This window comes from Pseudomonas sp. GL_139_B (genome assembly GCF_057834475.1).
The window spans coordinates 5,424,152-5,446,472 of record NZ_CM174403.1; the positions used below are offsets into that span (position 1 = coordinate 5,424,152).

The following is a 22,321-nucleotide window of genomic DNA, read 5'->3' on the forward strand; positions in this document are numbered from 1 at the left end:
CGTTAAATAGACAGAGGGCGTAAATGGCGCCCCCCCAAAAAAACTCAGCCACCCCAGCAATCTTTGGCCGTCAACCCGTCTGTCGCATTGACCATGCTTCTGACACCAGTATTGGAGAGGGTGAAATCCCCGCACTTGTCGGTGGCCATGCTCGAACCGGACTTGCGCACCGCTGTCAGCAAGAAGGTTTGGTCAGTGAGGGTCGGGGTGATGGTGTAATAGTCATTGCCGGCGCTCAGCCCAGTGGCATCGGTGTAGGCATTTTTCTGGGAGTAGTACCGCTCAAGGATCTGCGCCTGCTCCGATAACACTCCGGCAATTTCGCTACGCCGGCCCTTATTCAGGTATTCGGTGAAGCTCGGGGCGGCAATAGTCAGGACGATCCCGATGATCGCAATCACGATCATGATTTCGATCAGGGTAAAACCTCGGTTGGATCTACGCATGCCTCAACTCTCACTTACTGTATTTGTCGCCACATGATGCGACGGCTGCCGCCGCCGGTTTTTTCCACCACTGGGGTGATCACGTCTCCGGAATCATTTCCGGTGATGTCATTGGCGATGCCATCGGAGGGCGGATTATCGCCGATATAGATCACCCCGCTGGAAATTGCGTCGGGATTATCGACCACGCCATCGCCATTGCCGTCGAGCATCTTAACGCTGAACGCTTCGGGCAGCTTCAGGCAGATTGCCGTCAACCCCTGTCTGTCGCGATAGAAACCGTACCAATTGCCAGCGGCCAGACATCGACGTTTACTCGGGGTTGGCGGGTCCGGCGACGTAAAACAATAGGCCGGCATCGACAGGCACAGCAGCAACCCAACGCCATACCACCGCAGTCGCCATGCAATGTGGCGCTTAGTATTTTGCATAAATACTCTCCACCACACTGCGCGAATGGCCCGCAAGACCTACTGCCGTCACCCGGTACAGGGTTGCCGTGGTGTGAGTCGGTAAATTCACTGCAGCCCGGGAAGAGCCGATGTTTTGCACACCATAAAAGCCGGCTCCGGAAGCGATCCAGGTCACCCCCGAAGCGGAATTAACCCCAGCGGCAGTCACGGACTTTGACTCGGGTGGCGGTGAGCACTGACGGCCACTGCCGCAAATCGGCAGTGAATAACCGTCCCGCCGCACGGCACTTTCCCCCACACGCAGCGCAGCTTCTGCACCTTGAAACGACTGATTGCGCAGCCCCAAACCACCCGCCATTTTTTCTTGCAGGATGGCGTTTTGCATCGAAGAAAGGCCGATCAACGTCAGCAACAACAGAAACACCAAGCTGACCAGCAGCGCCATGCCACGTTGGGCCTGGAAAGTCAGGGGCGAACAACTCATCTGCTCTCCTCTCACAGCAAGCGGTTGCGCAAAGCGGCAACCACGTTGAAGGTTTGGTCGCGCACTCGATGGTTCGGGTCCGTGAGTGTCAGGCTCAGGCGAACACTGCGAATTCGAGCGGGGTCCGACGGCTGGTCGCTGTAACTGGAAGCCGCAACATCTGTGGCAGAACTGGCGAGACCGAAACTCACATTGAACGCACTGACGTGATCTACCAGCACCTGTTGCGTCCGCGCTCTGACACCCGTCCCCATCATCAACTGATTATCGCGGTAGCTGTAAATCAGCCGTCGAATCGGAAACGCTAGTTGTCCGGGCGCCGGCATCGCCGCTTTGGTATAGGCCCGTGCGTCATTGCGACAGTCGGACACCACGGTCCAGGTTGGCACCCCGCCCGCGCCGCCGACATCCGCCGTCACCAGGGTCAGCTTGTGGTTGACGTTGTCCCAACTGATGGGCGTTATCTGGCTGGCGTTGAAATCCCCCGCATCACTTGAGTCAGTAATAGTCCCCAGACAGCCGAACATGCCGACCATGCGAATTTCCTGAATCATCTTGCTCAACACAAATCGTGCGTCTTCCTGCATGCCGGCGGAGAGGTTCTGGCTGACGTAAGTATTTTTGGCCGCGATGAAAATCTGCACCACACCCAGTACCACGATCAGACTCAATGCCAGCGCAATCAGCAACTCGATCAAACCGAACCCTCGGCTGGAGCGGCTCATGGCGTGGACACCGGGTCGACCGTGGCGCGACTGGTCAAGACGAAACTGCGGCGCGAGTTGGCGGTATTGGCGGCGCGCGAGTCATCCCAAGTGATGGTGATGGTGTAGACCCGCTGGTTCAACGCCACACTGCCGGTGGCCGTCGCGCCGCCGAAATTGATGATGTTGGTGGTGAAATCGTAGAGATCCTGATCGCGGGCGACACTCTGGTTGCCCGAGGTCGGTGGCGTGACGGTGTAATCAGCGCCGGAATTGGCGCGGATGCGGTCCATCATATCGTAGGCGATAAAACTGGCCTGGCTGGTCATCCGTGAACTGTCGGTGTACTTCAGCGCATTGAGCTGAATCGCCGCCGCCCCCAAGAGCCCCACCGTCAGTATCAACAACGCCACCAAGACTTCGATCAGCGTCATGCCCTCCTGTGCACGCTTGCTCCATCCCCTCATCCGCAACTTCCACCCAATAGAATTCGTCCGTTCAAACACACATTCAGCGTCCTGTTTTGCGTCCCCCGCACATAGTTGATAACCACGGCGGTGGACGGTGCCGACAAACCGCCCAGATTGTTGAAGTCCAGTGCGGTCACTCCTGAGGTTAGTGTCAGGGTGGCGCCGCTGCTCGTCGCTGGAACAACCCGCAATACATTAGCCGGTGTGCCAGTACCGTCATAGACCTTCAATTCACCGGTCCAAACGCTGCCACCGGCTGTCGGGCGAACCCGGGTGGTGATGCCACGGTTGATGGCCTCCAATCGGGCGAAGTTGAGTCCACGCTGCAAGTCGCCGATTTCTGTATCGGCCCTGGTGGTTTGCACTGAACGGGTAAATGCCGGAACCGCCAGCGTTATCAAAATCAGAAACACCGCGAGCGCAATCAGCAGCTCGATCAGCGTGAAACCTTTTGTACGATGATCCATCGGTGCCCTCAGTTGCCGTCGGCTATACCTGCCTCTACACGCTAGAAAACTCGACCGGCAAAGCCAGGTTGTTTGCCATCACCCCGCAGGGATTGCGCGGGTCACAACTCTCCAGGGAAGGAAATGCCATGCAACAGCAAGGTTTCAGCCTGATCGAACTGCTTATGGGACTGGCGATTGCCGCAATTGTTCTGCTGTTGGTCAGTCCGGCGTTCGCAGCACTCACTGAGTCGAACCATCGAGAGCAGGCGGCGAATGCGCTGATCAGTGGGATACGCAATGCCAGAACCCTCGCAATCACACGCAACCAGACCGTAGTGATCCATGCCATCAACGGGGATTGGGGTCAGGGCTGGCGAATCATTCTGGACATCAGCGGCAAAGGGCCGGCTGACAGCAGCAATCCGCTGCTGGTCGAGCGCGTGAGCAGCGCCAGAGTGCCGATTGTCGGCAATTGGCTGGTCAGGCGTTACATTCGTTTCAGCGGGATAGGTGCACCACAGATGCCCGAACGGGCCTTTCAAGCGGGGACACTGCACTTTTGCGCAGCCCGCGACCCCGTCAGCCAGCTCCAGGTGGTGCTGGCTCCAACAGGTCGCGTCAGCTTGCGCAGCGATAAAGCGGAGCAGGCTTTATGTCAGCGTTAAAGCAAGGAACGCACGCGCAACTCTTTAGGCATGGAGAACGTGATGTTCTCCTCGCGACCGGCCAGCTCATCGGCACCGGTTGCACCCCAGGCCTGCAACTGCTGGATCACACCCCGCACCAACACTTCCGGAGCAGAAGCGCCGGCGGTAATGCCGATACGCTCAACACCGTCAAACCAGCTCTTTTGCAGGTCTTCGGCGCCGTCGATCAGGTACGCCGGGGTGGCCATGCGTTCGGCCAGCTCACGCAAGCGATTGGAATTGGAGCTGTTCGGGCTGCCGACCACCAGCACCACGTCGCATTCGTCGGCCAGTTGCTTGACGGCGTCCTGACGGTTTTGCGTGGCATAGCAGATATCGTCCTTGCGCGGGCCACCAATCGCTGGGAAGCGCGCACGCAGTGCGTCGATCACGCGACTGGTGTCGTCCATGGACAGGGTGGTCTGGGTCACGAAGGCGAGTTTTTCCGGGTTGTGTACCTGCAACGCGGCGACGTCTTTCTCGTCTTCGACCAGGTAAATCGCGCCACCATTGCTGCCATCGTACTGGCCCATGGTGCCTTCGACTTCCGGATGGCCGGCGTGGCCGATGAGGATGCATTCACGGCCATCGCGGCTGTAGCGCGCGACTTCGATGTGCACCTTGGTCACCAGCGGGCAGGTCGCGTCGAACACCTTGAGGCCACGGCCGGCGGCTTCGGTACGCACCGCCTGGGAAACGCCGTGGGCACTGAAGATCACGATGACGTCGTCCGGCACCTGATCCAGTTCCTCAACGAAGATCGCCCCGCGAGCACGCAGGTCTTCTACGACGAATTTGTTGTGGACCACTTCGTGGCGCACGTAGATCGGCGGCCCGAAGACTTCCAGGGCGCGGTTGACGATTTCGATCGCACGGTCCACGCCGGCGCAGAAGCCACGGGGGTTGGCGAGTTTGATTTGCATGCTGTGCCTCGTGTCTTGCGCGCAGGAAATTGAAACATTGCAACTCACTGTAGGAGCTGGCTTGCCAGCGATGAGGCCATCAGCTTCAACGCTAGTCTTCAAGGCCACTTCGCCGGTAAGCCGGTTCCTACAGAAAAGCGTTTACAGCGATTTGACGCTGATGATTTCGACGTCAAAGGTCAAAGTCTTGCCGGCCAGCGGGTGGTTGAAGTCGATGGTCACTTGCTCATCATCGAATTCTTTCACAACGCCTGGCAGCTCAGTATTCGCCGCATCGTTGAAGATCACCAGCAGACCCGGCGACAGGTCCATGTCCTTGAACTGCGAACGCGGGATGATCTGTACGTTCTGCGGGTTCGGCTGGCCGAAAGCGTTTTCCGGCTGAATGGTCAGCGTACGCTTGTCGCCCGCCTTGAAGCCGAACAGTGCCGCTTCGAAACCTGGCAACAGGTTGCCGTCGCCGACCTGAAAGGTCGCCGGGGCTTTGTCGAAGGTGCTGTCGACGGTGTCGCCGTTCTCCAGGCGCAGTGCAAAGTGCAAGGTGACTTCCGTGTTCTGGCGGATGCGTTGCTCAGCCAATACCTGTTCAGTCATGAACGGTTTCTCCGGTTTTCTTACTTTTGAACATATCCAGTGCGAGCATCACGGCACCTACCGTGATTGCGCTGTCGGCAAAGTTGAACGCCGGGAAATACCAGCGGTTCTGCCAATGCACCAGAATGAAATCGATCACATGGCCCAAGGCAATGCGGTCATACAGGTTGCCCAGCGCACCGCCCAGCACCAACGCCAAGGCGACAGCCAGCCAGGTTTCGTTGCGCCCCAGACGCTTGAGCCACACCACCAGCACCGCACTGACCACCACCGCGATCAGGGCAAACAACCAGCGCTGCCAGCCAGAGCTGTCGGCCAGGAAGCTGAACGCCGCGCCGGTGTTATAGGCCAGGGTCCAACTGAACAAATCGGGGATCACCACGATTTGCTGGTACATCTGGAGTCTGCCTTCGAAGTAAAACTTGCTGGCCTGGTCGATGACCAGGACCAGCAAACTCAACCAGAGCCAGCTCAGCCGTCCGAAACGGCCAACGGCATTAGGCATAGTGACGAACCTCGCCAGCGCCGCTGATGTTGTCGACGCAACGACCGCAGATTTCCGGATGCTCCGGGTTCACGCCGACGTCTTCACGGCAGTGCCAGCAACGGGCGCACTTGGCGTGACTCGACTTGACCACTTGCAGCTTCAAACCACTGACTTCGGTAACCACGGCATCGGCCGGTGCCTGTACGAACGGTGCGACGGTGGCGGTAGACGTAATCAACACGAAACGCAGTTCGTTGCTCAGCTTGGCCAGGTCGGCGCTCAGCGCTTCTTCGGCGAACAGCGTCACTTCGGCTTGCAGGTTGCCACCGACGGCCTTGGCCGCGCGCTGGATTTCCATTTCTTTGTTGACGGCTACTTTGACGGCCATGATCCGCTCCCAGTAGGCGCGGTCCAGCTCGACGCCTTCCGGCAGCTCGGTCAAACCTTCGTACCAGGTGTTGAGCATCACCGATTCGTTACGCTCGCCCGGCAGGTATTCCCACAGTTCGTCAGCGGTGAACGCAAGGATCGGCGCGATCCAGCGCACCAGCGCTTCGGAAATGTGATACAGCGCGGTTTGCGCCGAACGGCGGGCCTTGCTGTTGGCGCCAGTGGTGTACTGACGGTCCTTGATGATGTCGAGGTAGAAACCGCCCAACTCCTGCACGCAGAAGTTGTGGATCTTGGAGTAGACGTTCCAGAAGCGGTATTCGCTGTAGTGCTCTTGCAGCTCACGCTGCAGCAGCAAGGTGCGGTCCACGGCCCAACGGTCCAGCGCCAGCATGTCTTCCGCCGGCAGGATATCGGTGGCCGGGTTGAAGCCGGTCAGGTTCGAGAGCAGGAAGCGCGCGGTGTTACGGATACGCCGGTAGGCGTCCGCACTGCGTTGCAGGATCTGCTCGGAAACTGCCATTTCACCTGAGTAATCGGTGGAAGCCACCCACAGACGCATGATGTCGGCGCCCAGGGTGTCGTTGACCTTTTGCGGTGCAATCACGTTGCCCAACGACTTGGACATTTTGCGACCGGACTCATCAACGGTGAAGCCGTGAGTCAGCAGTTCGCGGTACGGCGCGTGGTTGTCGATGGCGCAACCGGTCAGCAAGGACGAGTGGAACCAGCCACGGTGCTGGTCCGAACCTTCCAGGTACAGGTCGGCACGTGGACCGGCTTCGTGGCCCATCGGGTGCGAACCGCGCAGGACATGCCAGTGCGTGGTGCCGGAATCGAACCAGACGTCCAGGGTGTCGCTGATCTTGTCGTACTGCGGCGCTTCATCACCCAGCAGTTCGGCGGCGTCCATCTTGAACCAGGCTTCGATGCCTTCGACTTCGACGCGCTTGGCGACTTCTTCCATCAGCTCGGCGGTGCGTGGGTGCAGTTCGCCGCTTTCCTTGTTCAGGAAGAACGGGATCGGCACGCCCCAGTTGCGCTGACGGGAGATGCACCAGTCAGGACGGTTGGCAATCATCGAGTGCAGACGCGCCTGGCCCCAGGCCGGAACGAACTTGGTGTCTTCGATGGCTTTGATCGCCCGCTTGCGCAGGGTGTCGCCGGTCGCAGGCTCTTTGTCCATCCCGATGAACCACTGCGCGGTGGCGCGATAGATCAGCGGGGTCTTGTGACGCCAGCAGTGCATGTAGCTGTGTTCGATGATGGTGGTGTGCAGCAGCGCACCCACTTCAGTCAGCTTGTCGACGATGGCCGGGTTGGCCTTCCAGATGAACTGGCCACCGAAAAATTCCAGCGAAGTCGCGTACACACCGTTGCTTTGCACCGGGTTGAGGATGTCGTCGTTGACCATGCCGTACTTCTTGCAGGTCACGAAGTCGTCCACGCCGTAGGCCGGTGCGGAGTGAACCACGCCCGTGCCGGCGCCCAGTTCAACGTACTCGGCCAGGTAAACCGGCGACAAGCGATCGTAGAACGGGTGACGGAAATTGATCAGATCCAGTTCTTTACCGGTGGTGGTCGCGATGACTGAACCTTCCAGGCCGTAACGCGCCAGGCACGACTCGACCAGCTCTTCAGCCAGCACCAGCAGTTTGTCGCCGATATCGACCAGGGCGTAGTTGAAGTCCGGGTGGACGTTCAGCGCCTGGTTGGCCGGGATGGTCCACGGGGTGGTGGTCCAGATCACGATCGAAGCCGGTTTGGCCAGCGATGGCAGACCGAAAGCGGCAGCCAGTTTGGCTTCGTCGGCAATCGGGAAAGCTACGTCGATGGTCGAGGACTTCTTGTTCTCGTACTCGACTTCCGCTTCAGCCAGAGCCGAACCGCAGTCGAAGCACCAGTTCACAGGCTTGAGGCCCTTGAACACGAAACCGCCTTTGACGATTTCAGCCAAAGCGCGGATTTCACCGGCTTCGTTCTTGTAGTCCATGGTCTTGTACGGGTTGGCGAAGTCGCCCAACACGCCCAGACGGATGAATTCGGATTTCTGCCCTTCGATCTGCTCGGTGGCGTAGGCACGGCACAGTTCGCGGGTCTTGTCCGCGCCCAGGTTCTTGCCGTGAGTCACTTCGACTTTGTGCTCGATCGGCAGACCGTGGCAGTCCCAACCCGGCACATAAGGCGCGTCGAAACCCGACAGGGTCTTCGAGCGGATGATCATGTCCTTGAGAATCTTGTTCAGCGCATGACCGATGTGAATCGTGCCGTTGGCGTACGGAGGACCGTCGTGCAGAACGAACTTCGGACGATCCTTGCCAATCTCGCGCAACTTACCGTACAGGCCAATGCTGTCCCAGCGCTGCAGAATCTGCGGTTCGCGCTGAGGCAGGCCGGCCTTCATTGGGAAGGCGGTGTCCGGAAGGTTTAGCGTGGCTTTATAGTCGGTCATTTAAGGCTCTTCATTAGCGATTGGCGCTAGGTGCGACAGGGCACGGGCGGCGGCGACATCCGCATTGATCGCCGTCTTAAGCGCCTCCAGAGAGGCGAAACGCTGCTCTTCACGCAGCTTGTGGTGGAAGACCACCGTCAAACGCCGGTCATACAGATCGCCGGCAAAATCTAAAAGATGCACTTCAAGGTGGGCTTTGCCATCACCTTGAACCGTTGGCCGCACGCCGATATTGGCGACGCCTGGCCAGGTCTTGCCGTCAATGTCGACATTGACCAGGTAAACCCCGGTCAGCGGCACGCGACGGCGCTTGAGTTGTATGTTGGCCGTGCGCGTACCCAACTGGCGCGCCAGCTTTTGGCCGTGCAGCACCCGCCCGGTAATCTGGAACGGTCGCCCGAGCAGTCGCTCGGCCAAGGCAAAATCAGCAGCGGCCAGGGCATTGCGGACCTGGGTACTGCTGACGCGAATACCATCCAGCTCGACGGTTTGCGCCGCTTCGACGGTAAAGCCTTGAACGATGCCGGCTTGTTGCAGGAAATCGAAATCTCCTACGCGGTCACAGCCAAACCGGAAGTCGTCACCGACCTCAAGGTGCTGCACGCCAAGGCCGTCCACCAGAATGGTATCAACGAATTCGCGGGCGCTGAGCTTGCTCAGCCGCTGGTTGAAAGCCAGACACAGGACGCGGTCGACACCTTCGTCGGCCAGCAGCTGCAGTTTGTCCCGCAGCCGGGCCAGACGGGCAGGAGCCGTGTCCGGGGCGAAAAATTCTCGGGGCTGCGGCTCAAAAATCACCACGCAGCTGGGCACGCCCAACTCGAGCGCACGTTCACGCAGCCTCGCCAGGATAGCCTGGTGACCACGGTGAACACCGTCAAAGTTGCCAATAGTGGCGACACAGCCCCGATGCTGGGGGCGCAGATTTTGGAGGCCTCGAACCAGCTGCATAACGCGCTTCTTGCTCATAAAGTGGTCGATTATAACCACACCCGGCGGCCGACGACAGGCAACACCGTAACCAAAGTGATCGAGCCGACAAAACCACCGACTCGCCCGTGTTTAACGAGGCCGCAACCTCAACTCAATGCCTTGCGATTGAAGTCGCGCAAACGGAAGCCCATCAACAGCAACATCCCGAAATAAGAGACGATGCCGGCCCCGACCAAGGCGCCAAGGCGCAGGAACCGCTCCAGCATATGCCCCTGATCCCATGCCGGCATGAAATGCATCCCGACCCACAACACCGCAGACATGACCAATACGGCGATGACGAGCTTGGCGCCGAACTTCGCCCAGCCCGGCTGCGGCTGATACATCTGCTGCTTGCGCAATTGATAGAACAATAACCCGGCGTTGAGGCAGGCACCGGCACTGATGGCCAGGGCCAAACCGGCATGGGCCAGCGGTCCGATCAGCATCAGGTTGAACAACTGGGTCACCACAAGGGTGAAAATTGCAATTTTTACCGGCGTGCGGATGTTTTGTTGCGCATAAAAGCCCGGCGCCAGCACTTTGATCACGATAATGCCCAGCAAACCGACTGAATAAGCGATCAACGCCCGTTGTGTCATCGATGCATCGAAGGCACTGAACTGACCATACTGGAACAGCGAGACAGTCAGCGGCTCAGCCAGAATCCCCAGTGCCAGCGAACACGGCAACACCAGGACGAAGCACAAGCGCAAGCCCCAATCGAGGATGCGTGAGTACTCGTGACGGTCCTTGCTGGCGTAGGTTTTGGCCAGCGTCGGCAACAGAATCGTGCCCAACGCCACACCCAATACGCCGGACGGCAATTCCATCAAGCGGTCGGCGTAGTACATCCAAGACACAGAACCGGCCACCAGGAACGACGCGAAGATGGTGTTGATGATCAGCGAAATCTGACTCACAGACACGCCGAGAATCGCCGGCAGCATCTGTTTCATAACCCGCCAGACGCCGCTGTCACGCAGGTTCAGGCGTGGCAACACCAGCATGCCGATCTTTTTCAGGTGCGGCAGCTGATAGAGCAATTGCGCCAAGCCACCCGCCAGAACCGCCCAGCCCAACGCCATGACCGGCGGGTCGAAATACGGCGTCAGGAACAGCGAAAAGATGATCATGCTGACGTTGAGCAGGGTCGGCACAAAGGCCGGCACCGAAAAACGGTTGTAGGTATTGAGGATCGCACCGGCCAGGGACGACAGGGAGATCAACAAGATGTACGGAAAGGTCACCCGCAACAGGCTGGAGGTCAGCTCGAATTTTTCTGGTGTATTTGTAAATCCCGGCGCGGTCGCCCAGATGACCCAGGGGGCAGCAATCATCCCCAATACTGTAACCAGCGCCAGCACCAGCGTCAGCAGGCCCGAGACGTACGCAACAAACGTTCGCGTCGCCTCTTCACCCTTCTGGCTCTTGTATTCGGCCAGAATCGGCACGAAAGCCTGGGAGAACGCCCCCTCGGCAAATATCCGCCGCAGCAGGTTGGGCAGTTTGAAGGCGATAAAGAAGGCGTCCGTCGCCATCCCGGCACCAAATGTACGTGCGATAAGCGTGTCACGAACAAACCCCAAAACCCGGGAAATCATCGTGATAGAGCTGACGGCGGCCAACGATTTGAGCAGATTCATTGAAAGAGTTTGTGCCTGTCGATAAACAGCAGGCGAACAAAGCGCCTACTTATGCGATACTCCGCGCCGCAGCAGCACAGAGCCAAAGCTCGCGAGTTTACAGGTCAAGCGCCGGAAATAAATATCCCGCCTCTTTATACCTACCACTTAGCGGAACGTCTCAACCGCCCTTGACAAGACATCAACTCATCGGCATGATTCGCGGCCTATTTTGTTTGCTATTTCCTAAAAAGTCTTTCGAGGAGCTCGACGGTGGCCAACACACCTTCCGCCAAAAAACGTGCAAAACAGGCTGAGAAGCGTCGCAGCCACAACGCCAGCCTGCGTTCCATGGTTCGTACCTACATCAAGAATGTAGTTAAAGCCATCGACGCAAAAGACGCTGCTAAAGCGCAAGCTGCTTACGTTCTGGCCGTACCAGTTATCGACCGCATGGCCGATAAAGGTATCATCCACAAGAACAAGGCTGCTCGTCATAAGAGCCGCCTGAACGGTCACGTCAAGGCTCTGAACCTTGCTGTTGCCGCTTAAGCGATAAGCTTGTTGAAAAACCGACCTCAGGGTCGGTTTTTTATTGCCTGCGATTTATCGAATACATCGCAAAAAAATGCAGGAGCGAGCCCGCTCGCGATAGCGGTGTGTCAGTCAGTAAATGCTTATCTGACTAACCGCTATCGCGAGCAGGCTCACCCCTACAATTGGTTTTGCGTGTTATTGCTGAGCGTGAGCCCACGGCAGGATCGGGATCGCCGTCACCGCATTCTGCGGACTCCCCTCAATCAAACGATCGCTGTAGACCAGATACACCAGCGTATTGCGTTTCTTGTCGAGAAAACGCACCACCTGCATGGTCTTGAACACCAGCGATGTGCGCTCCTTGAACACCTCATCACCATCTTTCAGCTCACCCTTGAAACTGATCGGACCGACCTGACGGCAAGCGATAGAGGCCTCGGCGCGATCTTCCGCCAACCCCAATCCACCCTTCACGCCGCCGGTCTTGGCGCGCGACAGGTAGCACGTCACGCCATCGACCTTCGGGTCATCAAACGCCTCAACGACGATACGGTCGTTCGGGCCGACGAATTTGAACACCGTTGATACCTGGCCAATTTCCTCAGCCGAAGTCAGCAGCGGCATTGCCAGCAGCAGGCCCAACAATCCTTTTGTTACGCGCATTCGGGCATTCCCTCAGACCAGAATCAGGTTATCGCGGTGAACCAGTTCCGGCTCAGCCATATAACCCAACAAACCGACAATTGCCTCAGACGACTGACCGATAATTTTTTGCGCCTCAAGCGCACTGTAGTTAGCGAGGCCTCGGGCGATCTCGCGACCATCTGGCGCCACGCACACCACCATTTCGCCACGACGGAAACTACCTTGAACCAGCTTGACGCCCACCGGCAGCAAACTTTTATGATCCTGGGCCAGCGCTTTCACCGCACCACCATCCAGCACCAGCGTGCCACGGGTTTGCAAATGCCCGGCCAGCCACTGTTTGCGCGCTGCCAGCATGCCACGCTCCGGCGAGAGCAAGGTGCCGATGCGCTCACCCGCCTTCAGGCGATCCAGTACGCGTTCAATACGCCCACCAACGATGATGGTGTGCGCCCCAGAACGGGCCGCAAGACGCGCAGCACGCAATTTGGTCTGCATACCGCCACGCCCCAACGCGCCGCCAGTACCACCCGCCACCGCGTCCAGCGCCGGATCATCGGCACGCGCTTCGTAAATCAGGTTGGCATCAGGGTTGTTGCGCGGATCGGCGTCAAACATGCCATCGCGATCCGTAAGGATCACCAGCAAGTCAGCCTCGACCAGGTTGGCGACCAGCGCCGCCAGCGTGTCGTTGTCGCCGAAACGGATTTCGTCGGTTACCACGGTGTCGTTTTCATTGATCACCGGGATAACCTTCAATTCCACCAGAGCGCGCAAGGTGCTGCGGGCGTTCAGGTAACGTTTGCGGTCGGACAAGTCATCGTGCGTCAGGAGAATCTGCGCGGTGTGCCGACCATGCTCGGCAAAGCTCGACTCCCAGGCCTGCACCAAGCCCATCTGACCGATGGCGGCAGCAGCCTGCAACTCGTGCATCGCACTGGGTCGCACGGTCCAACCCAAACGGCTCATGCCCGCGGCTACAGCCCCGGAAGACACCAACACCAGCTCGACGCCTGCTTCATGCAAAGCCACCATCTGCTCGACCCAGACACCCATTGCCGCGCGATCCAGGCCTTTGCCGTCCGCTGTCAGCAAAGCGCTACCGATCTTCACGACCCAACGCTGCGCACCTGTCACCTTGCTCCGCATCATCTTCAACCTTAGCTTGAGGGCAGCGCGACCTGGCACTGCCCGTAACGTTAATCGTGGCTATTACTGACCAACGATCGATTTCCAGATACTAAAACGCCGCTCGATTGAGCGGCGCTTAAGTTTACTGCAACGAATCAGTCACGCACGTAAATGATTTCCGGACCGTCTTCGTCATCCACATCTTCTTCGTCCCAATCATCATCACCGATGTCATGGACCGACTTCACGCCGCTACGGCGCAGGGCACGCTGGTCATCCAGGGCTTGCAGCTGAGCACGCGCTTCGTCTTCGATGCGCTGATCGAGCTCAGCCAACTCTTCCTTGTAGGCAGGGTCGTTAGCCAGACGATCAGCACGATCTTCCATGTAACGCATGATGTCGTGACACAGACGCTCGGTGCCGAGCTTGGAGATGGCCGAGATCACGTAGACCGGACCAGTCCACTCCAGGCGATCAACGATTTCCTTGACGCGAGCATCGTGCTCTTCTTCAAGAATCTGGTCACACTTGTTCAGCACCAACCAACGATCACGCTCAGCCAGGGACGGGCTGAACTTGGTCAGCTCGCTCACGATCACTTCAGCCGCATCCGGTGCGCTAGTGTCATCCAGCGGCGCCATGTCCACGAGGTGCAGCAGCAAACGGGTACGCGACAAGTGCTTGAGGAAGCGAATCCCCAGGCCGGCGCCATCGGAAGCACCCTCGATCAAGCCCGGAATGTCCGCGACTACGAAGCTCTTCCAGCGATCGACACTGACCACGCCCAGGTTCGGCACCAAGGTGGTGAATGGGTAATCGGCAACTTTCGGCTTGGCGGCCGAGACCGAGCGGATAAACGTACTTTTACCGGCATTCGGCAAGCCCAACAGACCGACGTCAGCCAGCACTTTCATTTCCAGCTTGAGGTCACGCGCCTCACCCGGTTTACCCGGAGTGGTCTGACGCGGAGCGCGGTTGGTACTGGATTTGAAACGGGTGTTACCCAGACCGTGCCAGCCGCCATGAGCCACCAGCAGCTTCTGACCAGCCTTGGTCAGGTCGCCGATTACTTCCTGAGTGGCCGCATCGATGACAGTGGTACCGACCGGTACGCGCAGCACCAGCTCTTCACCTTTCTTGCCGGTGCAGTCGGTGCTGCCACCATTGGAACCGCGCTCGGCATCGAAGTGACGGGTGTAACGGTAGTCGACCAGGGTGTTGAGGTTTTCGTCGGCGATCATGTAGACCGAGCCGCCATCACCACCGTCACCGCCGTTCGGGCCGCCGTTTTCAATGAATTTTTCGCGACGGAAGCTCATGCAACCGTTGCCGCCGTCGCCGGCCTTTACTCGAATCGATACTTCATCAACAAACTTCATAACAAAACGCCTCTCGCCATACGGACGAGCCGAAAAAATCTAGACATAAGACTCTTGCAAAAATGAGCGCAGCGACCTCAATCAACGACCGCAAAACCTGCGCTGGAGCCCATCACAAACAGCTTTGCAAGAGACTCACCCCACAAACGAAAAAGCCCCGTCGCAAGACAGGGCTTTTCCAGCAACCACGTAATTATGCCGCGACGACGTCAGTCTTCGGGACAATACTTACGTAACGGCGATTGAAAGCGCCTTTTACTTCAAACTTGATCACGCCGTCGATTTTAGCGAACAGAGTGTGATCTTTACCCATGCCAACACCGTAACCGGCGTGGAATTGGGTGCCGCGCTGACGCACGATGATGTTGCCCGGAATGATAACCTGGCCGCCATACATCTTCACGCCAAGGCGTTTGGCTTCTGAGTCGCGACCGTTACGGGTACTACCACCAGCTTTTTTGTGTGCCATGAGTCAATTCTCCTAGTGAGGAATTAGGCTGAAATTAAGCCTGAATACCGGTGATTTTGATCTCGGTGTACCACTGGCGGTGGCCCATACGCTTCATGTGGTGCTTACGACGACGGAACTTGATGATGCGGACTTTATCGTGACGACCTTGGGAGATCACTTCAGCCACAACGGTAGCGCCAGCAACAACTGGAGCGCCGATGTTCACGTCATCGCCATTGGCGACCAACAGAACGCGATCAAAAGTAACGGATTCGCCGGTAGCGATTTCCAGTTTTTCGATCTTCAGGTATTCACCTGGGGCGACCTTGTATTGCTTGCCACCAGTAACAATTACTGCGTACGACATGGTATTTCTCCGATAATCCTGCTCACCCAGCTCTTTATAAGAAGAGGTATTGGCTGGCATGGCTGCATAAGGCTGGAGGCCTTTTTGCAATTGCGTAAGGCAGGTGCTGCCCAGGAAGTTCAGGGTGCGCGATTGTACGCAAGCCGCCGGAGCGATGCAAGAGGCCGTCCATCGCGCCTTGACACTCGCCGACGTGGGTCCTAGCATGCCGCGCAACCCTTCTGGAGCAACTGTCGCTGATGCAACCCCAAGCTTTCTACCGCGCGGTGGCGGACGATTTTAGCGCCGTCGACGGTATCATCAAGAAACAGCTGACTTCCCGAGTGCCGCTGGTATCGAAAATCGGCGATTACATTACCTCGGCTGGCGGTAAGCGCCTGCGTCCTTTATTGGTGTTGCTGTGTGGCAAGGCGCTGGGCCGCGAAGGCGATGACCTGCGTCTGCTGGCTGCGACCATCGAGTTCCTGCACACCGCCACGCTGCTGCACGACGACGTGGTCGACATGTCCGGCATGCGCCGTGGCCGCTCGACCGCCAACGCCATGTGGGGCAACGCACCGAGCGTACTGGTCGGCGACTTCCTCTATTCGCGCTCCTTCGAAATGATGGTCGAACTGGGCTCCATGCCGGTGATGAAGATCCTTTCGCAAGCGACCCGCATCATCGCCGAAGGCGAAGTGTTGCAGCTGTCGAAGGTCCGTGACGCCAGCACCACTGAAGAAACCTACATGGAAGTCATCCGCGGCAAAACCGCGATGCTTTTCGAGGCGTCGACCCACAGTGCGGCCGCTCTTTGCGAAGCCCCAGCGGAACAGGCTGAAGCCCTGCGCACCTTTGGCGACCATTTGGGCGTGGCCTTCCAACTGGTCGACGACCTGCTGGATTACAAAGGCGACGCCGAAACCCTGGGCAAGAACGTCGGTGACGATCTAGCCGAAGGCAAGCCGACCCTGCCGCTGATCTACACCATGCGCGAAGGCACGCCGGAACAGGCTGCACTGGTGCGTAAGGCGATCCAGAAAGGCGGCATCGAAGACCTGGAAAGCATCCGCGAAGCGGTAGAAGCGTCTGGCTCGCTGGAATACACCGCGCAACTGGCCCGTGATTACGTGGCCCGAGCGATTAAGTGCCTCGAGGCGCTGCCTGCCAGCGAGTATCGCGATGCATTGGTCGAATTGAGCGAGTTTGCGGTAGCCCGCACGCACTGATATCCACTGATTGGAACCCGGCCCCTGTGGGAGCTGGCTTGCCTGCGATGCCATCACTGCGGTGCTTCTGATACGAAGTACCTGCATCGCGGGCAAGCCCGGCTTCCACAGGGAACGTGCTGCCCCACCACCCGCCTAAAACCCTATATAATGTGCGCTTTTTAGCCATCCTGAATTCAAGGAGCTTTAGTGAGCACGTTGCCACCTTGCCCAAAATGCAATTCCGAATACACCTATGAAGACGGCGCACAGCTGATCTGCCCCGAGTGCGCGCACGAATGGTCGGCCAGCGGCGAAGCCGACGTGGCGTCCGATGACACCGTGAAAAAGGATTCGGTCGGCAATGTCCTGCAGGACGGCGATACCATCACCGTGATCAAGGACCTCAAGGTCAAAGGTACGTCGCTGGTAGTCAAGGTCGGTACCAAGGTCAAGAACATCCGCCTGTGCGATGGCGATCACGATATCGACTGCAAGATTGACGGAATCGGCCCGATGAAGCTCAAATCCGAGTTCGTCAGAAAAGTCTGAACCGGCTGTATTCCATCCCGCGCCTCGCGTGGGATGGTGCTTCGCCCTCCTCCCGCTTCATCCCACCTGCACGCGCAATAGCCAAACGCCAGCCGTTTTGACCTGTCGCAATCTTTACCCGGAAAAAAACACAACGCGCCAATAGGCTCTTGCTATTTGACGAATAAGAATTATTCTCATTGAAACCCATTCAATGGAGATGAGACGTGACTTATTTGATCGATGCCTGGCTGGACCGCCCACACCCTTACCTCAGGATCCTGCATCGGGAAACCGGGGAAGTCTGTGCGGTGCTTGAAGAAGAAGCCTTGAACGAGTTGCAGGATCAGGGGGATCTGGACGTCAGCGACTTGAGTTCCAGCGAGCCGGTGGTGCTCAAGGAACTGGTTCGTAATCTGTTTCTGTTCTGCTACGCCCGGGCGTTGCGCCCGTCGAGTGAACTGCACCACAAGATCGAAATATGAAGATGGCGCAAAACCCTGTAGGAGCGAGGCTTGCCCGCGAAGAGGCCATCACATTCAACGTCATCGTTGACTGACACACCGCCTTCGCGAGCAAGCTTCGCTCCTACAAGATCAAGGTATTACAGAACGTCGAGCAGTTCGACGTCGAATACCAGTACGCTGTGCGGCGGTATGCTGCCAACGCCTTGAGCGCCGTAAGCCAGTTCGCTCGGCACGTACAGACGCCATTTGCTGCCGGCGTTCATCAGTTGCAGGGCTTCGGTCCAGCCAGCGATCACGCCGCCAACCGGGAATTCTGCAGGCTCGCCGCGCTCGTAGGAGCTGTCGAACACAGTGCCGTCGATCAGGGTGCCGTGGTAGTGAGTGCGTACTTGATCTTCACGGGTTGGCTTGGCGCCTTCACCGGCAGTCAGCACTTCGAATTGCAGGCCGGAAGCCAGGGTGGTGATGCCATCACGCTTGGCGTTTTCAGCCAGGAAAGCCAGGCCTTCGCCAGCAGCGGCTTGAGCTTTGGCAGCGGCTTCAGCTTGCATGATTTCGCGGATCACCTTGAAGCTCGCGGACATTTCTTCCTGGCCAACACGGCTTTCTTTGCCGGTGAAGGCGTCAGTCAGACCCGCCAGGATCGCGTCCAGGCTAACGCCCGGAGGCGGGTTGTCGCGCAGTTGGTCGCCCAGCTGACGGCCAATACCGTAGCTGACGCGGGTTTCGTCGGTGGACAGATTTACTTCGGACATGACATTGCTCCGCTGTGCGGACGGCTCAGGAACTCGCCGTGCTCGCACAGCGCATCCCGGAGCGCCCGGAACCAAAAGGGCCAGCAGACTAGCACAGATGTCATTGCGTTGATCAGAGCCGTCAGTGATGCCAGGAAGAGCGGAAGGCAATCGGCACCTTCAGGTTTTCCCCCACGATCCCACCCAGTCCGCACATTTCATCATGAACCGAGGCGTGAACAAGGTTGAAGGGTAAGGAAGGGAAGGCATGAAGCACTTGCCGTGCGTGCTCGACCGAGCGCAGTTGAAACATTTGATCGCGGGCATCACTCAGCGGATACGCGGCACCATGCATGCGCGCCTCCAGCAGGTAGATCCCGCCCTCCATGGAGATCAGGTTTAACTCATCGACTTTCCCTGCGATGGCATAAGCGCGTAGTTCAACAAGGTTCATGAATGCACCTCATACAGTAGAGCGAGCCAAGACTACTTACAGGGATAGGCCTCGGCGCCTCAAAGTACAAGCCAGAAATCACACCACCCGTCCGGTTCGACCCAATGCCCTTGTAGGAGCCTGGCTTGCCAGCGATGGCATCAACTCGGTCTGACGATAAACCGCGGTGATGCCATCGCTGGCAAGCCAGGCTCCTACAGGGGGTTGTGCGAAGTCAGTGCTTGGTCAGCTTGTCCAGATAGCCCATGGCGAATGCCGACACGACGAACGTCATGTGAATGATCACGTACCACTTCAAATGCTCGGGATCGACGTTTTTGGCGTCCATGAAGATCCGCAACAGGTGAATTGAGGAAATTGCCACAATGGAAGCGGCCACTTTCATCTTCAGCGAAGATGAATCCATGGTGCCCAGCCAGTTGAGTTTTTCCTTGTGGTCATCGATGTCCAGTTCAGAGACGAAGTTCTCGTAACCGGAAATCATCACCATCACCAGCAAACCGCCCACCAGCGCCATGTCGATCAGCGACAACAACACCAGAATCAGATCCGACTCTGCCATCGAGAAGACGTTGGGAATTACGTGGAAAACCTCCTGGAAGAACTTCAGCGCCAGCGCCAGCAGACCAAGGGATAGCCCGAAGTAGATCGGCGCCAGCAGCCACCGGGAGGCGTACATTGCATTTTCGATAAAGCGTTCCATTGAGTCTCACACGTGGGTTGAAAATGGCCGCGAGTATACCAGCCACCTGTCTACACCCAGAAGCAGCCAGAAACCGTCGAAAAATCCGCTACCTGCGCATGTGTCATAAAGTTTTTCTGCTAGTGTCCAGACTATTGACCGCTCAGCGACATCGGACAGGAAGACTGGAAAATGGATGTGCGATTGCCTTTAACGAGTACCGGCATTTGCCTGATCCTGCTAATGAGCGGGTGCTCGCCCAGCGAGGATAAGCGTCAAGTCAGCCTCGAGGAAAAAACCGCACAGTTCGAGCAGTCGCTGGATCAGATCCAGGACCCGAAGCTCAAGGACGCGGTCTCTGAACTCGGCGGCTCACTCTTGTTGCTCGAACGTGCGCAACTCAAGCTCGACAGCAAACCGGTGGAAACCGAATACGGCGAAGACACCCTCGCCGTGCTCAAGCACTACCCCACGCCCCAGGCCCTCGTCGATACCTACATCAATGGCCTGTTCGTGCTGCACAAGGACTCCAGTTCCGATTACCTGACCGATCTGCAACCGGTATTCCCCTTCAATTTCAGTATTCCGGCGACGTTCCTTTTCCCCCATGGACTGGAATGGCAATCGGTGACCCTGAACAACAAACGGATCATCCCCTTCCAACCCGAATGGTCGGAAACCGATCCAGGCATCCAGTTCAGCCCGTCGAGCTCCAACCTGACCAGCCCCGATGACCTGACGGTGACCTACCCCTTCATCGAAGGCCTGGATGTCGACAAAAAAAACCAGCCGCAACCGGTGAGCCTGCAGGGCAAAGTCGAAGTGATCGCGCCGCGCCGGCTCTACAGCTTCGACCTGACCAAAAAGGACGTCGGCCAAACGCGCACCAACGACAACCTCAGTGTCACCCTGTTAAAGCTTGACAAGAACTACGCCGAAATTGAATACAACAACAGCGCGCCACTGGCCCCCGAAGTCGGTGAAACTCCGTTGAATCCACTGATTGTTCAGGCCAAAGACACCACCGGGCAATTTCTCTCGCGCGCAGGCTCGATCAATGAAACCGCCACGCAAATTGCCTTCTATCAAAAACAACTGGTGAAAATGCAGCAGCAGAAAACCTGGAGCGAGGCTTTCGAACAACAGCTCAATGAAGAACAGCACACGTTCGAGCAGCAGCAGGGAAAGCATTACTCCAAGGTGTACTTCAACGGGCCGATCGAGACCCTTGAGGTCAGTCTGCTGGATTTCTCGGCCGCCACTGTCACCCGCAAAGACCTTAACCTGCCGATACGCCGCTTTGACCCGCACACCACGGAAAAAACCATCCCGCCGCTGACCATGCCAGTGGTGGTGTATGACGATCAGACGCCGAACTGGCTCAAGGGCGCGACATTGAGTGAGGAACAGCTGAAAAAAAGCATCAACATCAATCAGTCGGTGGAAGACCCGAGCGCTGCGCGCATCGAGTTCGATCACCCCAGAAGTTTCAATGACGAGTTGCTCGGCAGCTCCTTCAGCCTTGCCGATAGCCCGCTCAGTTTTTTTACCGCGGACAGTAGCGGCAAACGCGATGAGCCAATCGAACTGCCACCTCAGGCTTATCAGGTCGACCCTCTGCGCGGCACGATCACCTATGACCTGAACCTGTTTCCGCAAACGCCAGCGTATGCAGTGGGCTCCATGCCGTTGTTTCTGGCCACGATCGAGAAGCAGGCCCTCGACACCCGAAAATTGCCCAAGGGCCTGGAGCTCAAAGGCAATGCGCTGGTAGTGGATATGAAGCTGTTCCCTGCGCAAGACTGGCGATTTTTCGCCAAGGACGACAGCGGGAACTACCTGAAAGAGATTCTTGCAGTCACGCATGACGCAAGCGCCGAGGGCCCGACGCTATTCGAGGTGCATTACTTTTATGGTCAACCGACACACCTGGAAAGCTATCAGCGAACCGACCTCACCACCGTGCAATATGGTTTCGAGGTCCAACTGTCCAAGGCTGATCCAAGCCAACTTGATCAATAACCCGCTCAGTGATCGGGCCGGTACTCGAAGCCACCGAGATTACGGCAACGGCCGCCGTTGATTTCCCGCAGCTGGGCTTGCAGGTGCAGGCACCAGATTTGTGGGTCGTCGGCCAGTTCGTAGCCGTGCAAAGTCAGGCTTTCAACAATGGTGTCGAGGATTGATTCAGCTACGAAAGGACCATGAAACGGGCCTTGCGCCTTGATGGCTGAAGGCTGCTCGCCGGCCATTCCGGCGGCGAAGAGCAAAGTCCACATGCCCGTATCTCCCGCCAAAGGGCGGATGGCACATTCGATACGGGTTACAAGACCCAGGCATTGACGGGTTAGGCAGAGGTTGCGCGACATGGCGGCGACCCTCGGTAGATCCGGTATTCAGCCCCCCGCAGAGGAGCTGTCTCGTTCCAGTGATTACTGTCGATATCCCTGAGCAGAGAATAGAAGAAAAGTCCGCCCCGTAGGTCAGGTGAGACCAGAAGGCGCCGAATGGTCATTGTGTGAAGCTTGACGCCAGAGTGATGGCACTTTTCCAGATTGCACCCCATACAAATGTGAGAGCGAGCCTGCTCGCGATGACGGACTTTCAGTCAACATCAAAGTTGAATGTCAGTCCGTCATCGCGAGCAGGCTCACTCCCACA

At 57.8% G+C, this 22,321-nt stretch carries 26 protein-coding genes and 1 pseudogene; 6 read left to right on the top strand and 21 right to left on the bottom strand.

Features of this window, described 5'->3' with window-relative positions:
- Positions 1–44: 44 nt before the first annotated feature.
- The 6 genes and pseudogenes from AC3ISI_RS24805 to AC3ISI_RS24830 form a co-directional block, all read right to left on the bottom strand.
- The gene (locus AC3ISI_RS24805; RefSeq protein WP_489334227.1) at positions 45–446 is read right to left on the bottom strand and encodes a type IV pilin protein; all 402 of its coding nucleotides are present in this window, start codon (positions 444–446) and stop codon (positions 45–47) included.
- A 14-nt stretch (positions 447–460) separates the two neighbouring features.
- A pseudogene (locus AC3ISI_RS24810) lies at positions 461–676 on the bottom strand (hypothetical protein); the annotation flags it as partial.
- Between the two features lie 187 nt (positions 677–863).
- The gene (locus tag AC3ISI_RS24815; protein ID WP_489334228.1) at positions 864–1,343 is read right to left on the bottom strand and encodes a pilus assembly PilX family protein; all 480 of its coding nucleotides are present in this window, start codon (positions 1,341–1,343) and stop codon (positions 864–866) included.
- 11 nt (positions 1,344–1,354) lie between these two features.
- Positions 1,355–2,068 (bottom strand): PilW family protein, encoded by a 714-nt coding sequence (locus AC3ISI_RS24820; RefSeq protein WP_489334229.1) that lies wholly within the window; start codon positions 2,066–2,068, stop codon positions 1,355–1,357.
- Positions 2,065–2,514 carry a type IV pilus modification protein PilV gene (gene pilV / locus AC3ISI_RS24825; protein ID WP_489334230.1) on the bottom strand — a complete coding sequence of 150 codons (450 nt, stop codon included), beginning with the start codon at positions 2,512–2,514 and terminating at the stop codon, positions 2,065–2,067. Before pilV ends, AC3ISI_RS24820 begins: the two co-directional genes overlap by 4 nt.
- On the bottom strand, positions 2,511–2,984 hold the full coding sequence (locus tag AC3ISI_RS24830) for a GspH/FimT family pseudopilin (RefSeq protein WP_489334231.1): 474 nt from the start codon (positions 2,982–2,984) through the stop codon (positions 2,511–2,513). The genes pilV and AC3ISI_RS24830 overlap by 4 nt, the downstream gene beginning before the upstream one ends.
- A 128-nt stretch (positions 2,985–3,112) precedes the next feature.
- Here AC3ISI_RS24830 and AC3ISI_RS24835 point away from each other — a divergent pair, with 128 nt between their 5' ends.
- Positions 3,113–3,631 carry a GspH/FimT family pseudopilin gene (locus AC3ISI_RS24835; protein WP_489334232.1) on the top strand — a complete coding sequence of 173 codons (519 nt, stop codon included), beginning with the start codon at positions 3,113–3,115 and terminating at the stop codon, positions 3,629–3,631.
- Here the strand turns inward: AC3ISI_RS24835 and ispH are convergent.
- From ispH to murJ, 6 genes are all read right to left on the bottom strand, one after another.
- Positions 3,628–4,575, bottom strand: coding sequence for a 4-hydroxy-3-methylbut-2-enyl diphosphate reductase (ispH, locus tag AC3ISI_RS24840; protein WP_489334233.1), 948 nt, complete (start codon positions 4,573–4,575; stop codon positions 3,628–3,630). The genes AC3ISI_RS24835 and ispH overlap by 4 nt on opposite strands.
- Positions 4,576–4,716: 141 nt before the next feature.
- Positions 4,717–5,154: an FKBP-type peptidyl-prolyl cis-trans isomerase gene (fkpB, locus tag AC3ISI_RS24845; protein WP_174602658.1), complete on the bottom strand. Its 438-nt coding sequence runs from the start codon at positions 5,152–5,154 to the stop codon at positions 4,717–4,719.
- Positions 5,155–5,161: 7 nt separating this feature from the next.
- Positions 5,162–5,674, bottom strand: a complete 513-nt coding sequence (lspA, locus tag AC3ISI_RS24850; protein ID WP_489334234.1) for a signal peptidase II — start codon at positions 5,672–5,674, stop codon at positions 5,162–5,164.
- Positions 5,667–8,498: an isoleucine--tRNA ligase gene (gene ileS, locus AC3ISI_RS24855; RefSeq protein WP_489334235.1), complete on the bottom strand. Its 2,832-nt coding sequence runs from the start codon at positions 8,496–8,498 to the stop codon at positions 5,667–5,669. The genes lspA and ileS overlap by 8 nt, the downstream gene beginning before the upstream one ends.
- The gene (ribF, locus tag AC3ISI_RS24860) at positions 8,499–9,449 is read right to left on the bottom strand and encodes a bifunctional riboflavin kinase/FAD synthetase (protein ID WP_489334236.1); all 951 of its coding nucleotides are present in this window, start codon (positions 9,447–9,449) and stop codon (positions 8,499–8,501) included.
- 128 nt (positions 9,450–9,577) lie between these two features.
- On the bottom strand, positions 9,578–11,116 hold the full coding sequence (murJ, locus tag AC3ISI_RS24865; protein WP_489334237.1) for a murein biosynthesis integral membrane protein MurJ: 1,539 nt from the start codon (positions 11,114–11,116) through the stop codon (positions 9,578–9,580).
- A gap of 252 nt (positions 11,117–11,368) precedes the next feature.
- On the opposite strand from murJ, the gene rpsT reads away from it, so the two are divergent.
- Positions 11,369–11,647, top strand: a complete 279-nt coding sequence (gene rpsT, locus AC3ISI_RS24870) for a 30S ribosomal protein S20 (RefSeq protein ID WP_007942340.1) — start codon at positions 11,369–11,371, stop codon at positions 11,645–11,647.
- A gap of 180 nt (positions 11,648–11,827) precedes the next feature.
- Here rpsT and AC3ISI_RS24875 read toward each other — a convergent pair whose 3' ends face one another.
- The 5 genes from AC3ISI_RS24875 to rplU all read right to left on the bottom strand — a co-directional run bounded on the left by AC3ISI_RS24875 (position 11,828) and on the right by rplU (position 15,605).
- A complete protein-coding gene (locus tag AC3ISI_RS24875; RefSeq protein WP_489334238.1) occupies positions 11,828–12,295 on the bottom strand; it encodes a CreA family protein in 468 nt (155 codons plus the stop codon).
- 12 nt (positions 12,296–12,307) lie between these two features.
- A complete protein-coding gene (proB, locus tag AC3ISI_RS24880) occupies positions 12,308–13,426 on the bottom strand; it encodes a glutamate 5-kinase (protein WP_027924199.1) in 1,119 nt (372 codons plus the stop codon).
- Between the two features lie 137 nt (positions 13,427–13,563).
- Complete coding sequence (gene cgtA, locus AC3ISI_RS24885) at positions 13,564–14,787, bottom strand: Obg family GTPase CgtA (RefSeq protein WP_008037904.1); 1,224 nt, start codon at positions 14,785–14,787, stop codon at positions 13,564–13,566.
- A 193-nt stretch (positions 14,788–14,980) separates the two neighbouring features.
- Positions 14,981–15,256, bottom strand: coding sequence for a 50S ribosomal protein L27 (gene rpmA, locus AC3ISI_RS24890; RefSeq protein WP_007943982.1), 276 nt, complete (start codon positions 15,254–15,256; stop codon positions 14,981–14,983).
- 34 nt (positions 15,257–15,290) lie between these two features.
- Entirely contained in the window at positions 15,291–15,605 is a 315-nt protein-coding gene (gene rplU / locus AC3ISI_RS24895) for a 50S ribosomal protein L21 (RefSeq protein ID WP_003176051.1), read from the bottom strand.
- 239 nt (positions 15,606–15,844) lie between these two features.
- Here rplU and AC3ISI_RS24900 point away from each other — a divergent pair, with 239 nt between their 5' ends.
- From AC3ISI_RS24900 to AC3ISI_RS24910, 3 genes are all read left to right on the top strand, one after another.
- Positions 15,845–16,813: a polyprenyl synthetase family protein gene (locus tag AC3ISI_RS24900; protein ID WP_489334239.1), complete on the top strand. Its 969-nt coding sequence runs from the start codon at positions 15,845–15,847 to the stop codon at positions 16,811–16,813.
- A 189-nt stretch (positions 16,814–17,002) separates the two neighbouring features.
- Complete coding sequence (locus tag AC3ISI_RS24905) at positions 17,003–17,344, top strand: zinc ribbon domain-containing protein YjdM (protein WP_046028563.1); 342 nt, start codon at positions 17,003–17,005, stop codon at positions 17,342–17,344.
- A 206-nt stretch (positions 17,345–17,550) separates the two neighbouring features.
- Positions 17,551–17,808, top strand: coding sequence for a PA4570 family protein (locus AC3ISI_RS24910; protein ID WP_489334240.1), 258 nt, complete (start codon positions 17,551–17,553; stop codon positions 17,806–17,808).
- Between the two features lie 119 nt (positions 17,809–17,927).
- Here AC3ISI_RS24910 and bamJ read toward each other — a convergent pair whose 3' ends face one another.
- The 3 genes from bamJ to AC3ISI_RS24925 form a co-directional block, all read right to left on the bottom strand.
- Positions 17,928–18,545 (bottom strand): BamJ family beta-barrel-assembly machinery protein, encoded by a 618-nt coding sequence (gene bamJ, locus AC3ISI_RS24915; RefSeq protein WP_223515490.1) that lies wholly within the window; start codon positions 18,543–18,545, stop codon positions 17,928–17,930.
- A gap of 121 nt (positions 18,546–18,666) precedes the next feature.
- Positions 18,667–18,978 (bottom strand): DUF6482 family protein, encoded by a 312-nt coding sequence (locus AC3ISI_RS24920; RefSeq protein WP_489334241.1) that lies wholly within the window; start codon positions 18,976–18,978, stop codon positions 18,667–18,669.
- Positions 18,979–19,192: 214 nt separating this feature from the next.
- A complete protein-coding gene (locus AC3ISI_RS24925; protein ID WP_027924206.1) occupies positions 19,193–19,681 on the bottom strand; it encodes a TIGR00645 family protein in 489 nt (162 codons plus the stop codon).
- A 171-nt stretch (positions 19,682–19,852) separates the two neighbouring features.
- Here AC3ISI_RS24925 and AC3ISI_RS24930 point away from each other — a divergent pair, with 171 nt between their 5' ends.
- Entirely contained in the window at positions 19,853–21,682 is a 1,830-nt protein-coding gene (locus AC3ISI_RS24930) for a hypothetical protein (protein ID WP_489334242.1), read from the top strand.
- 5 nt (positions 21,683–21,687) lie between these two features.
- On the opposite strand, the gene AC3ISI_RS24935 is transcribed toward AC3ISI_RS24930, so the two are convergent.
- On the bottom strand, positions 21,688–22,029 hold the full coding sequence (locus tag AC3ISI_RS24935; RefSeq protein ID WP_046028575.1) for a PA4575 family protein: 342 nt from the start codon (positions 22,027–22,029) through the stop codon (positions 21,688–21,690).
- Between the last annotated feature and the right edge of the window lie 292 nt (positions 22,030–22,321).

Excerpts from the sequence above, each read along its gene's own strand:
- murJ (WP_489334237.1), bottom strand. The coding sequence starts at position 11,116 with ATGAATCTGCTCAAATCGTTGGCCGCCGTCAGCTCTATCACGATGATT.
- AC3ISI_RS24815 (WP_489334228.1), bottom strand. The coding sequence starts at position 1,343 with ATGAGTTGTTCGCCCCTGACTTTCCAGGCCCAACGTGGCATGGCGCTG.
- AC3ISI_RS24875 (WP_489334238.1), bottom strand. The coding sequence starts at position 12,295 with ATGCGCGTAACAAAAGGATTGTTGGGCCTGCTGCTGGCAATGCCGCTG.
- AC3ISI_RS24835 (WP_489334232.1), top strand. The coding sequence starts at position 3,113 with ATGCAACAGCAAGGTTTCAGCCTGATCGAACTGCTTATGGGACTGGCG.
- AC3ISI_RS24900 (WP_489334239.1), top strand. The coding sequence starts at position 15,845 with ATGCAACCCCAAGCTTTCTACCGCGCGGTGGCGGACGATTTTAGCGCC.
- ileS (WP_489334235.1), bottom strand. The coding sequence starts at position 8,498 with ATGACCGACTATAAAGCCACGCTAAACCTTCCGGACACCGCCTTCCCA.
- AC3ISI_RS24805 (WP_489334227.1), bottom strand. The coding sequence starts at position 446 with ATGCGTAGATCCAACCGAGGTTTTACCCTGATCGAAATCATGATCGTG.
- rplU (WP_003176051.1), bottom strand. The coding sequence starts at position 15,605 with ATGTCGTACGCAGTAATTGTTACTGGTGGCAAGCAATACAAGGTCGCC.
- AC3ISI_RS24930 (WP_489334242.1), top strand. The coding sequence starts at position 19,853 with ATGGATGTGCGATTGCCTTTAACGAGTACCGGCATTTGCCTGATCCTG.
- lspA (WP_489334234.1), bottom strand. The coding sequence starts at position 5,674 with ATGCCTAATGCCGTTGGCCGTTTCGGACGGCTGAGCTGGCTCTGGTTG.
- cgtA (WP_008037904.1), bottom strand. The coding sequence starts at position 14,787 with ATGAAGTTTGTTGATGAAGTATCGATTCGAGTAAAGGCCGGCGACGGC.
- AC3ISI_RS24830 (WP_489334231.1), bottom strand. The coding sequence starts at position 2,984 with ATGGATCATCGTACAAAAGGTTTCACGCTGATCGAGCTGCTGATTGCG.
- AC3ISI_RS24920 (WP_489334241.1), bottom strand. The coding sequence starts at position 18,978 with ATGAACCTTGTTGAACTACGCGCTTATGCCATCGCAGGGAAAGTCGAT.
- ispH (WP_489334233.1), bottom strand. The coding sequence starts at position 4,575 with ATGCAAATCAAACTCGCCAACCCCCGTGGCTTCTGCGCCGGCGTGGAC.
- AC3ISI_RS24935 (WP_046028575.1), bottom strand. The coding sequence starts at position 22,029 with ATGTCGCGCAACCTCTGCCTAACCCGTCAATGCCTGGGTCTTGTAACC.
- bamJ (WP_223515490.1), bottom strand. The coding sequence starts at position 18,545 with ATGTCCGAAGTAAATCTGTCCACCGACGAAACCCGCGTCAGCTACGGT.
- pilV (WP_489334230.1), bottom strand. The coding sequence starts at position 2,514 with ATGAGGGGATGGAGCAAGCGTGCACAGGAGGGCATGACGCTGATCGAA.
- rpmA (WP_007943982.1), bottom strand. The coding sequence starts at position 15,256 with ATGGCACACAAAAAAGCTGGTGGTAGTACCCGTAACGGTCGCGACTCA.
- ribF (WP_489334236.1), bottom strand. The coding sequence starts at position 9,449 with ATGCAGCTGGTTCGAGGCCTCCAAAATCTGCGCCCCCAGCATCGGGGC.
- AC3ISI_RS24925 (WP_027924206.1), bottom strand. The coding sequence starts at position 19,681 with ATGGAACGCTTTATCGAAAATGCAATGTACGCCTCCCGGTGGCTGCTG.
- AC3ISI_RS24820 (WP_489334229.1), bottom strand. The coding sequence starts at position 2,068 with ATGAGCCGCTCCAGCCGAGGGTTCGGTTTGATCGAGTTGCTGATTGCG.
- proB (WP_027924199.1), bottom strand. The coding sequence starts at position 13,426 with ATGCGGAGCAAGGTGACAGGTGCGCAGCGTTGGGTCGTGAAGATCGGT.